The sequence below is a fragment of the Bacillus sp. 007/AIA-02/001 genome (genome assembly GCF_004634455.1).
Classification (GTDB): domain Bacteria; phylum Bacillota; class Bacilli; order Bacillales; family Bacillaceae_G; genus Bacillus_A; species Bacillus_A cereus.
Genome location: NZ_SEIY01000014.1, coordinates 98,191 through 110,859, shown reverse-complemented (window position 1 = coordinate 110,859; position 12,669 = coordinate 98,191). Strand labels below are relative to the sequence as shown.

The window sequence follows — 12,669 nt, the reverse complement described above, 5'->3', positions numbered from 1 at the left end:
GTCTTATATATAGTTCGTATATATAAGATGTATAAATAAAATAACCATGATAATAGTAGGTTATTTTAGGAGTATTATATATTGGAATTATAATTCTAGATAAAAATATACATAAATACTGCACTCATATTTATAATTTAATAGTTATTGTTAGTTATATGAAACCTCATATTAACATGTTTTATTTACTGCTTATATAAAAGACTTTCATGTACGTCTTATATATTTAACATTGATATATAGAACATTGCTTCGATTTTACATTTTGTAAATTATATATAAGTCTTGTATATAACAACTTAATATAAGACTTATATATAATGACTTGATATACGTCTTACAATGATGTAATATATTTTTAGGAATAATTAACCAACGTTTTAAGGGGGGGACAACTTGAACGAGGTATTAAGTGAAAAATATAAACAAAACAAATTCACTGAAGAAGTTGTGGAAATGTTTGCAGACATTATTGAAGAAGACGAAATACTCTACAATGTATTTCATTACATAGGGTCACAAGTAAACAAACAATACCAAGAGACAAAGTATATGAGAGGAATCTCAATAAATGAAATAGTAGAAAGTGTTGTTATTGATAGGAGAGTAAAGAAACCTAAGGGTAAATCCTATTCATTAGAACTTGAAAGAACTAACATTTCAAGAAGATCGGCAGAAGGTAGTGTTGCTACTTTAGCTTCAATGTCATTAATAACAGAAAAAATTATGCATCCGTATAAGTTTTTAATTTCAACTATTAGGGGACAACAAGTATTAGTTGAATTAGGGAAACGCAAAAAAAGTAATGAGAATAAGGGAGAGATAAAATAATGGCAAAAAACTTTCTGAAAAACGAAGTAGCTGTGAAAATGACTATGGTTGGTTTTGGTCAAGCTGGAACTAGAATGGTAGATAAGTTTGCTGAGTACAAGCATACAGACGGGACAGCAGTTTATAATTGTCTAGCATTGAATAGTAATGATGGGGATTTAGCTGAACTGAAAAATGTGCCGAAAAGTAACCAAGTTTCACTAAAATTAGGTGGTTTAGGTAAGAATCCTGAGCGTGCTGTAAAGGTCATAGAATCTAATGAAGAAGCTAAAGATAAACTAAAAGAATTTATAACAGAACGTGTTAGACCAACTGATGAATTAGTACTATTTTTTGCTGGTTTAGGTGGTGGTACAGGTACATCTACAATTATTCAAGCAATTGAAGAATTCTCCGCTTTTCATAATAAACCTGTAATTGCTGAAGAACTTAAAAGTATGGCAATGAAAATTCCTAGAGAAGAATTAATAAAAAATCAACAAAAGTATGCAAGAATTGCTTTCAATAATGCTATTGAGCGTAAAGATTTTATTAAAATGGGTATTGTGGTTACACTTCCAGTTAGAGCAGATGGGCCGGATGTACTAAGACAGGTGAATAAATTCTCACAAGAAATTTGGAAGTTAGCTAATGATCCAGCCAAAGGTGTTGCATTTGTTGTATTTGCAGATAACCAACATTTCTATGATGAGTTTAAAGGATTAAACGAGAATGAGAAAAAAGGAATTGGAAACTCACGAGACTATGCAAATCAGCGTATTGGAGATATTATTCATGAGTTAAACACAGCTGCAAATGGTTCAGGAACATCAGTAATTCTAGATTCTCAGGACTTTAAACGAATTTTACTAGAAAGAACAGGATGTTTAGTAATTAATAAGGTTTCACGTAATATGAATCAAATTGAAAACAGTGAAGAAATTGTAGATATGTTCTCAGAATCATTGAAAGGAAGTTCATTCCATCACCCTATTGACCTGATGAAGACAAATGAAAATGGAGATTTAGAGGCATCGAAGGTACATCATTTTGGTATGTTAGCAATTTTAGATGAACAGAAGAACATTGATGATTCATTTATGGATGATGCAAAAGTAGAAGTGACAAATAAACTACCAATCAATGGAACTGTTTTTAATGGCTATTTAGTGAGTAAAAATGACTTTATGGGCAGCGTGTATACTTTCTATAAGACAGATGCACTACCATCACGTTTATCTAAAGGATTAGTTGAAGAATATAATGAATTTAAAGAAAAACAAAGTCAAATTCAATATACAAAGTCTCAAATTAATACTATTGAAGCGCAAGACTCGGATGATGACTTCAATATTAACTTTGGTGATTACTTTGAATTAGAACCAGTTAAAGATGAAGAATCACAAGCGCAAAATGATGAAGAATTAGCGGCATTTATGGATCCAGATAAGATGTTCGGAACTAAATAAAAAATAAGCCTGGAAGATTCCAGGCTTATTTTTCTATTTTCATTACATTTTTCATGTATTCAATCATGTTCTCATCAATATAGTTTTCTATGAAAAGTTGTTTTCTCGCAAGATCTTCCTCTTTTTTAAACCAACCAACTTTTTTTATACGAGTTTCTTCTGGCTGTGTATTCCACTCGTTTTCAGCTTGTTTTCTTAACTCTGTACGCGCTCTATGTTGAATAATTATATTATCTAGTCTTTCTTGTCTTTGGCGCTCTTTTAGCTTTTCGGGGTCTTCTGGTTCAGGTAGCACTGCACGTATAGCCTCTTCAAACTTTCCTTGATACTCTAATTCAATGTTTTGTAAATGCATTTGAATCTTTTGCTCTACTATTTTTTCAATAGTCGCTGCAGCTTCCTGCATGTTTAATTGGGTTGAGACTTCACTGGTTTGATTTTCTGGAGAAACTGGTCTTAGTTCAAATTGATGTGGTAAAAGCTCAATAATTGCATCTAGCGACCACTTTTCATCCCTCTTTAGCTTGATAAATAAAGCTATCTCTAAATCCAGTGTATTATATAGCTTTTCATTTGTATTATTGGTTCTTAATGTTCCGTGTAACCCCTTTTCCTCTAGGATATTGAACCAATTGTATACAGTGTTATGATGTCGGCCTACTAGTTTTGAAAACTCTGTTATTCGCCAAGCTTTTTCAAAAGTATCTTCATGACTAGAGTTTGTATTATTGGACTCCATATGTTCATTTGTATTTTTGTTATCTTGTTCAATCATCGTTATACCTCCTTGAAATATAATAGCCATAGCAAAATGTAATTAACATATAAAGTGAGATTAACATGTTAAGTGTCTTTCGACGATATAAACCTCAATACCTTTATTGATTGACATTCACATGAAATGTGTCATTGATATATAAAGTATCACTTGTTAACATAAAGTTGATAAATCAGGCTTTTGAATTAACTATTGTTAATGTCCTATTAATAATCCGTTAGTTATTAATGATTATTGTTGCTATGAAATTAACAAATTAGTTTACAATATACTAATGATAAGAAAATATTAGTGATTTGTAAATAAATTATGAGGATATAGCATTAAACTTAAAGACTTAAAAGCTAAAAAGCATGTATAAATCTAAAGAGAAAAGTCCATACTAATAGTAAATAAAGGCCTATATTTATTATAATTTATGATACCCGGTAGTAGAAAACCAAGAACTGTATAGCTAATTGGTTTCAGTAGGTCTTTAGAATGCACGTAAAGGCTATTATAGGTTATTGAAGTATTTTTATGTGGTTTAATATAAACTTACTTTTTTAAGGGGTATCACCCTTTACAAGTGATCTCTATATAATCAAAATTGATTTATACAATTGCTATTTTTAAATCGTAAGTAATAAAAAGCGATTCATTATTTTTTATTACTATTAAAATGTTTTCAAGAATGATATCTTCCGCAGTTAATGCAGTGAATTTTACTATAGAAAAAAGTCCTTTAATAGATGTAGAATCTAAAACTCTATCTGTATGTATATTCTCAACTTTAGAATCATAAATTGTTAATGTTATGTCAATATTAATCAACAATAGTTGATATGAAACTACCATTAATTAATAACTAGCCCTATTAACATGTTAATCTCAGGTTATATATCAATGATAAAAAAAGAGAAAACTGTTAATTTTCGTGTGTTATTAATAAGAAACGATCAATTGTATGGATCTCTTGTTAATGTCTATCCACAATTATAGTTCTTTTAGGGTGTTTTCCTTTTTGTTTTTTAATAGAAATCTGTTGTAGTAGATAAAATTTTTAATTAATGTGGATTTTAAAAACCCGAAATCTGCTTCTATGTGCATTTCTACTATTTAATTGTCAATGTCATATTAATGTTAAATGCAAATTTTTGATATAACATTAATAATTCAATAGCATGTCTCTTTACGTTTTGCTTTTAGACTATATGTCATTGCGATTAAATTTTAACTATGTTTTGATAGTGTGAAAACATCTTTTAGGATAGATCATCACTAAATTTGCTTCGAGTAAACCTCCACAGAAGAAAATTTTCACCGATATAGATTTTGAAATCTCGAAATCCATAAACGCTTTCGCTTTTGATGCTTTATTGTTAATGTCTTATCAACATCAATTAGAATAATATCGATAACAAAAGAATACGAGTGCTTAACATGTTAATCTCAAGTTACATGTTAATGATAAATGAAAAGAAAACTGTTATTTTTTGATGTCACTAATAAGAAACCATCAATTGTATGGATTTCTTGTTAGCTTCTAACCAAAATTATAGTTCTATTAAAGTGTTTTTTGGTTTTTCGATAGAAATCTGTTGTGGTAGATAAATTTATAACTAATACAAATCTCGAAGACCTAAGATCTGTATTTATGTGTATTTTAACTACTTAATTGTTAATGTCATATTAATGTTAAACGCAAATTGTTGATATGAGATTAACAATATAAACAGTATTCCTTTCTATGTGTTGTTTTTAGACTAAATGTCAATGATAAATAAAGGGTAAAATGCTGTCATCATTTATTATCCCAATTAAATTTTCAACTATGTTTTAATGGTGTCGAGACATTTTCTAGGATAGATCATCACTAGATTCACTTCAAGAAAACTGCCGAAGAAGAAAAAATTCAATCGATATAGATTTTGAAATCTTGAAAGCTATAAACGATTCTTCTTTTTTGAAATCTTATTGTCAATGTTATGTCAATCTTATTCAAAATGATATTGATAACAAAAGAAAATAATCAATTAACATGTTAATCTCAGTTAACATGTTAATAACAAATAAGAGATTGAAAACCATTTCTCTTTTCATTGGTATCGACATGAGATTGATAGTTTCATGGTGTTTCTTTTTTTATGTCGTACTAGCATTTAAACATTTGCAAAGGTAGTTTATTAATTAACTTATTTCCGTACAATCAGTTGGAGTGGATTAATGTTCATCTAATATAGATTTTGAAGTTTAGATAGGTACAAACGTTTTTGATAAGTAGCTGTTTGTTAATGTTAACCGGTGGATACTAGCGATAAAGTTGGTGCGCTTCATTTGACATGTTAATCTCAGCTGATATGTCAATGTCAAATGCGGGTGAGATGTGTTGATTTTCTGTTGGTATCAACATGAGATTGATAATTATATGACTGTTTTATAGTCCGTATTCTAAAGTGTTTTTGAGTAGGATTAATTAAATTTGAACAAAATATAATCTTATGATGCTTGTTTACAAGAAAATGATTATGGTTAACAATGGTGCCCTTAATAGCGCAATTAATTGGTTAGTAGAGAGTATACTGTACCAAAAAAAGTTAGCAGAAAAACATTAGTGGACGGTTAATAAGGAGGCTCCTTATAGCTTAGTAAATATAGATTGCTAAAATAGTATTTAATTCCGAAGAAGTTCTCGCTTCAAAAGGTCCAAAAGGGGTTAAGCAGTAAGATGCCCATGTATAATTATAGTGGGAGTTTAATAATATTATAATTAACCTCTAGATTAAATAAAGAATTTTTAGTATATTCTTATTATAACTTGTTAATTTTTTTAATTTCTAGTGATTACATGAAGCCCTTCGGGTTACGGATTAAATTACACGTTTGTGTGGTATTTAACCTCCGTATTCCAAAGGGCTTTTTTATTTGCTCAAGGGGAAAGGAGATATGTGATGTCAATTGAAAAGTTAGCAGCAAGTAGAATATTAAGGCCAGTGAGAAGCATGAATAAGGGGAGTAATGAGAGGTGGTTTGAATATTATAGAACAACGTGCCCTATATGTGGTAAGCAAGGATGGTGCATGGTTAATGATTCTGAAACTAAAATAATATGTGGACGAATTTCATCTGAAACAGTATTGGGGGAAGCAGGCTATTTACATATAATAGCTGAAGATCAAAAAAGGGGATATGACTTTTCTCAAAATCAGATGATTAAGGAACATAGGAAGAACAATGATTACAACCTTGATATTATTTATACTTTATTCCTAGAATTTTTAGACATGCGAGATGAACATATTAAAATGTTAATGGGATCGAAACATAGGGTTACAAGTGAAGTAATAAATGTTAGAAATTACAAAAGTTTTCCTATTAAACCTTGGGATACTACGAAAGAGCTAATAAAAAAAGTAGGAGGGAAAACAAGCTATATTGTTGGAATTCCAGGATTTTATGCAAAAGAAACAAAGGATGGAAGATATTTTACGTTTGCAGGAAGGAGAGATTCTTTATTAATACCGCAGAGAAATATATATAATCAGATATGCGGTTTTCAATGTAGAATTGATAATCCTGAATATATGACAGTTGTAAAAAATCATAAACCAAGCTTTAAGGCAGAAGTTATTGAGCAACCCAATGTTATAGAGGTGACCTATAAAATCAATGGGAAGATAGAGTCTATATTTAAAGGTAAAATCGATGTTAAAGAATGGTATGAAACTAATTATGAAGGTAAAAAATTAGGTGAAGTACAATTAAAGTTAGAAAGTAAATATATTTGGATCAGTTCAGGTGGGAAATTCCATGGAACAGGAGCTGGGAACCCATTGCCAATACATGTAGCAGTACCTAGTCGAGAGTTGAAAAGTTTGGAACGTGGAGAACTAATAAAAAAGGATAATGTATGAGTTTCAGAAGGCGCTCTAAAGTCTGATATTGCTGCAGAAAATTTAGACGAGCTTCTAACAAATGAGGAAAAAGTATTGTATGGTACCACAGTTGTATCAATACCAGGGGTTAAAGTATGGAGAATATTAATTGAACCATTGAAAAAAATGGGAGTTAGACAGGCGACGTTCGCTTTAGATATGGATATGATTACAAATTCAGATGTTCAGCGGTCGTTATTAGAATGTGCGCAAGCGCTTTATCAAGAAGGGATAAGTATTAATTATGCAAGTTGGGATATTAATCTTGGAAAGGGTCTAGATGATTTACTGTTAAACGATTATATTCCAGCAATAGAGAAAGTGAGATAAACGCTATTTTAATTGAAGTGAATTAAGATATATATTAATAAGGGGTAGAAATGATTCAGTACTTTTCTATACCATAACTAGAATGAGTGGGTTTTATAAAATCGAAGGATGTATTGTATAGAAGAATACAATACATCCATTGTTTTATACGTATTCTTGATAGTCATCAGGGTTTAAATTGTATATATAATTAGTTTAATCATAAGGAAATGATGGATATTTTAATATCCTGGTAATTTTTGAAATTTTTAGAATAATTTATTTTACATTTTGTTATAATCCTATATCATATACATACAGGAGAAATTTGGAAGAGTTTTGAAGGAGAAGTTTCGTATCTATGTAATACCGATAGTAGTTTTTAAGTACTAAATAATACTATTTATGTATACGAGTTGAAACAAATGGGGAGACGAGTAAGCGAGAAGAAAACAAAAGAGCAGTTTTTATATGAAAGAAGAAGACAATTAGAAATAATGGAAGGTATTAGTAGCATCTGCAAAGGATGCGATATTTATATAGAATTGAGAAAAACGAAAGCACATAAAGAAGTTGCCAATACATGCGCAAGGAACTGTAAGTTGATTAGTAACGTACAAAAGGAGACAAAGATGTTTTTAGAAACAATTCGTTAAAAATGAGAAGGGAGGAATAAGTATGAATCAATCATATAGCAGCTTGAATCGCGATGAGTCATTAAATAAAACTATAACACAAGGTTCTACTGCAAGAAGTATTAAGCCAATGGCTTATCCAGAAGGTAACACTTTTGAAATTAAGGAAATAGGAAATTATCAGGTACTTTCAAAACAAGAAAGTTTAAATTTATTTCAGCGGTACAAACATGGTGAAAAGGATCTACGTGATTATTTGTTTCATGTGAATGTAGGGTTAGTATTATCTATTGCAAGAAAGTACAAAAACAAGCACCCTGATATAGAGTTTGATGATCTGGTTCAAGAAGGAAATGAGGGAATGTTACGGGCAATGGAAGATTTTAATCCAGCTTTAGGCTATTGCTTTTCCACATACGCTTTTTGGTGGATACAAAAAAGGATGTTAGGAATTATATGTAAAAAAAGGTCGGGACCTTTTAAAATACCTAACTATGTGAATCAATTTAATTTAAAATATGTCGAATTAGAAGATAAATATTTACAAATGTACAACAGACCCCCTTCGGTGGAGGAAGTTGTAAAAGAGTTAGATGTAACTAGCGAAATAGTCATTAGGCACAACGTATATTATAAGCGAGCTACTACTATGACTTTGGATATAGATACAATAAATGAAGATATAGGTATATCAAATTCATCCCATGATGATAAATCAGCAATTCCTTCAATAAATGAGATGGTAATTGAAGACTTAAATTACGAGATATGGTTAATATTTGATGAAGTATTAAACCCAAAACAAAAGATGGTACTAAATCTATGTTTTGGTCTTTTAGATGGTAAAGTGTATTTGCATAAAGAAATTGCAAAAGCACTTATGATAACAACTGAAAGAGTGTCACAAATAAAGGAAGAAGCAATTAAAAAATTGAAGAAATGTGACTATAAAGATGAAATTTTTAATCTACTACATGAAAAGTTGAAAGTTATGGATGAACTTAATATGGTGTGAAAATATAAACTCATATATCCCTGAATATTCAATGCAGTAAGTGTGTAGTATCTTTTTTTATCTAAAATTTGAAACAAAGTGATGCATTAAGAGGAGAACATGTACTATGAATTCAATAGATGTAAAGTAAAAAGAAGGATAAATGGGTGCAGACCATTTATCCTTTTTTAATTTATCATGCTTAAAAAATAATATTATCACTAATTTTCCTTAGTTTTTTTGTGGAAATATCTAATGATTAATTATGAAGGATGAATAATTTAATTACTCTCATTAATGAGGTACTGATAGAAAGGAGGCTGTTGTTGTTTTATGCAAAATAATAGAAAAAGAAACGTAATTAAAGAAAGAATTAGACAAGAAAAAGAACGACGTGAGCGATTACTAGCAGAGGAAGAAGAACAATATGAGGATGTCTACAAAGATCCAATAAATGAGCAAATACAACAAGAGCATTCAGAACAGCCGCGGAACCAACGTGAAGAAAGTGTAAATGTAAATTTACCAAAAAATGAACCTTCAAATAGTAACCCAGCTCTTGCTTGGATCACTACAATTCAAAAACAGGCAGGCACTTCTGAAAATGATTTAAAAATAGAAGAAGCACGGGAACGTGAAGAAGAAGCAAGAAAATGTGAAGAAGTGGAAGCACGTAAAAAGGCAGAAGAAGAAGCAAGAAAACGTGAAGAAGTGGAAGCGCGTAGAGAAGCAGAGGAAGAAGCAAGGGAACGTGAAGAAGTGGAAGCACGTAGAAAGGCAGAAGAAGAAGCAAGAAAACGTGAAGAAGTGGAAGCACGTAAAAAGGCAGAAGAAGAAGCAAGAAAACGTGAAGAAGTGGAAGCGCGTAGAGAAGCAGAGGAAGAAGCAAGGGAACGTGAAGAAGTGGAAGCACGTAGAAAGGCAGAAGAAGAAGCAAGAAAACGTGAAGAAGTGGAAGCACGTAAAAAGGCAGAAGAAGAAGCAAGAAAACGAGCAGAAGCGGAAACGCGTAGAAGGGCCGAAGAAGAAGCAAGAAAAGAAGCAGAAGCACGACGGAAGGAAGAAGAGAAAAAACTTGAAGAAGTAAGAAAAAGAAGATTAGAGGAAGAAAAGAAAATAAAAGAAGCACAAAAGAGACAAAAAATAGCTGTTGCGAAAAGAGAATCCGAAAGTGATGAAAGAAATCTATCAAATGAAACTAAATTTGAACAAGAAGAGAAAGTCGCAATCGATAAAAAAGGAATCTTAAATAATATGAAAAAATATAAGTACGCTATTATAGGAGTCGCATCAATTGTTTTATTAGTAGTAGCAGGTTTTGCCTTTAGCAATATGAAAAATTCACAGGCTGCATCTGCAAATAATGTAAATAGTTTAGAAATTAATGCGAATTTAATAAGTGGGTTAAGGTTATCTGCAGTTCAAAAATATCAAGATGCTGCCTTAGAATTTGATAAAGTCGATTATAAAAAGTTAGGAAAAGAAGATAAAAAGGCAGTTTTATTTACGTATCTATTAAGTGGTAAAGCACAAAAGGCAATTGACTTAGAACAAGATTTTGCAGAATCAGTAGTTTCATATTATATAGCTGTAGATAATTTGAAAAAAGTAAAAGAATTAAAAACAAAAAATCCACTAGTTAATTTTGAAATTGCTGCATTAGATAACAAACATGAAGAAGTTATCAAATTAAGAGATCAAGTGCCACTAGATGGCAGAAGAGAAGGAATTATTGTTAATAGTTATTTGAAATTAAATAAATCTGAGGAAGCTAAAAAGTTTGCTCAAAAGGTTGGAAATAAAGATTTACTCGAAAAAATTAATAATTCTACACCTAATAGTTCTGCTACTTCTGTAGCAACTATAAGTGCAGGTTAGGTAATGAGGAGGAATTGATTGTGCCTTTAGATTATTCGAAAATTTTAAAGAAAGTGTTACTTACGACTACTGTAACTACCTTAAGTGTTGGGGTAGTTACAGGCTGCTCGCTGTTTTCTTCTGAAAAAAAGAGCACTAAAACAGCATCAGTATCTAAAAAGAAAAAGGATAGTGAAAAAGAAAAGAAAAAAGATGAGAAGAAAGATGAAAGTAAGAATGAAACGAATGAAAATCTAAATACTAATGATTTTGATGAAATCATTAATAATGCAAAACGTAGCTCTGATCAAAATTTAGCCGGTATCATTGAAAATAACAAAACCAAAAAGAAATTTGATGACTTAACAGATTCAATTGCAACCGCCGCTATAAATTCAGATCGAAACCTAGCTTCAGTTATTGACGGTAATAAATCAAGTAATCGTTTTTCTGATTTAAATAATTCAATAGTATCAGCAACAAACAATCCTTCTGTCTCGGATAATAAGGATAGTAAGAACTTTGTATTTGGTGGCGATCAAAATATTAATGACGGTGTAGCTATTGCAGATAACTCAATACCTCTAATTAATAATGATAAAAAACCACCAACTTCTGGTGACACAAATGGCGGGGAAGTGAAACCGCCAACTGGTGGTGAAGGTAATAATAGAGGTAGCACAAAACCACCAACGAGCGGAGATGGTAACGATGGTGGAGGCGGTACAAAACCAGAAAAGGATACAGTAGCACCAGTAATTACAGCAAAGCAAGGTATAACTGTATATGTAGGAGATAGCTTAAGCGCAGGAGATTTAGTAGAAGTAAAAGATAATAAAGATCCAAACCCAGTGGTAACAATGGGAGCGTACGATACAAGTAAGGCAGGGGAAATTCAAGTAACAGTAACGGCAACAGATGCATCAGGAAATAGCTCAAGTACAACAGTAACTGTCAACGTAGTCAAGAAAGAAGAAGAAAAGGATACAGAAGCACCAGTAATTACATCGAAACAAGGTGTAACTGTACATGTAGGAGATAGCTTAAATGCAGGAGATTTGGTAGAGGTAAGAGATAATAAAGATCCAAACCCAGTAGTAACAGTGGGAGCGTATGATACAAGTAAGGCAGGAGAAATTCAAGTAACAGTAATGGCAACAGATGCATCAGGAAATAGCTCAAGTACAACAGTAACTGTTAACGTAGTAGAAAAAGAAGAGGAAAAAGATACAGAAGCACCAGTAATTACAGCAAAACAAGATGTAACTGTACATGTAGGAGATAGCTTAAATGCAGGTGATTTAGTAGAAGTAAAAGATAATAAAGATCCAAACCCAGTGGTAACAGTGGGAGTGTACGATACAAGTAAACCAGGTACAATATCAATTCAAGTAACGGCAACTGATAATGCGGGTAACAGCTCAACTGTAACGGTAACAGTAAAAGTAGTAGAAAAGGAAGAGGAGAAGGATACGGAAGCACCAGTAATAACAGCGAAACAAGTTGTAACCGTACATGTGGGAGATAAATTAAGTCCAGGAAGTTTAGTGAGTGTAAAAGATAATAAAGATCCAAATCCAGTAGTAACAGTAGGAGCGTATGATACAAGTAAGCCAGGCACAATATCAGTTCAAGTAACGGCAACCGATAAGGTAGGAAATAGCTCAACTGAAACAGTAAATGTGGTAGTTCTTGAGAAAGAAAAGCCAGAGCAGAAACCAGAACAAAAGCCAGAACAGAAAACTGCAGGAACAACTTCTAAAGAGCAGGATAATGGATTACTTGCATCAAATTCTAATGATGTAGCTAAATAAGATTTTAGCGGAAATTTATAATAGCGAAGATTTTAGAAGGTTCATCTATAAGTTTTTTTATCAGTCGAACTTAACTAATCAAAATCATA

At 31.4% G+C, this 12,669-nt stretch carries 7 protein-coding genes and 1 pseudogene; 7 read left to right on the top strand and 1 reads right to left on the bottom strand.

Annotated elements, in window-relative coordinates; genetic code table 11:
- The first annotated feature begins 396 nt into the window (after positions 1 to 396).
- Both ES895_RS22715 and ES895_RS22710 read left to right on the top strand, forming a co-directional pair.
- Positions 397 to 831 carry a hypothetical protein gene (locus ES895_RS22715; RefSeq protein WP_001006720.1) on the top strand — a complete coding sequence of 145 codons (435 nt, stop codon included), beginning with the start codon at positions 397 to 399 and terminating at the stop codon, positions 829 to 831.
- On the top strand, positions 831 to 2,279 hold the full coding sequence (locus ES895_RS22710; RefSeq protein ID WP_135238669.1) for an FtsZ/tubulin family protein: 1,449 nt from the start codon (positions 831 to 833) through the stop codon (positions 2,277 to 2,279). The genes ES895_RS22715 and ES895_RS22710 overlap by 1 nt, the downstream gene beginning before the upstream one ends.
- 25 nt (positions 2,280 to 2,304) lie before the next feature.
- Here ES895_RS22710 and ES895_RS22705 read toward each other — a convergent pair whose 3' ends face one another.
- Positions 2,305 to 3,054, bottom strand: coding sequence for a MerR family transcriptional regulator (locus ES895_RS22705; protein WP_087967537.1), 750 nt, complete (start codon positions 3,052 to 3,054; stop codon positions 2,305 to 2,307).
- Positions 3,055 to 5,987: 2,933 nt separating this feature from the next.
- Between ES895_RS22705 and ES895_RS22700 the strand changes: the two are divergent.
- From ES895_RS22700 to ES895_RS22680, 5 genes and pseudogenes are all read left to right on the top strand, one after another.
- Positions 5,988 to 7,301, top strand: a pseudogene (locus tag ES895_RS22700) (DNA primase).
- Positions 7,302 to 7,705: 404 nt separating this feature from the next.
- Positions 7,706 to 7,936, top strand: a complete 231-nt coding sequence (locus ES895_RS22695; RefSeq protein WP_000533697.1) for a hypothetical protein — start codon at positions 7,706 to 7,708, stop codon at positions 7,934 to 7,936.
- A 22-nt stretch (positions 7,937 to 7,958) separates the two neighbouring features.
- On the top strand, positions 7,959 to 8,930 hold the full coding sequence (locus ES895_RS22690) for a sigma-70 family RNA polymerase sigma factor (RefSeq protein WP_088326585.1): 972 nt from the start codon (positions 7,959 to 7,961) through the stop codon (positions 8,928 to 8,930).
- Between the two features lie 312 nt (positions 8,931 to 9,242).
- Complete coding sequence (locus ES895_RS22685) at positions 9,243 to 10,787, top strand: hypothetical protein (protein ID WP_135238668.1); 1,545 nt, start codon at positions 9,243 to 9,245, stop codon at positions 10,785 to 10,787.
- Between the two features lie 20 nt (positions 10,788 to 10,807).
- Positions 10,808 to 12,580 carry an adhesin gene (locus ES895_RS22680; RefSeq protein ID WP_098772330.1) on the top strand — a complete coding sequence of 591 codons (1,773 nt, stop codon included), beginning with the start codon at positions 10,808 to 10,810 and terminating at the stop codon, positions 12,578 to 12,580.
- Positions 12,581 to 12,669: the final 89 nt, after the last annotated feature.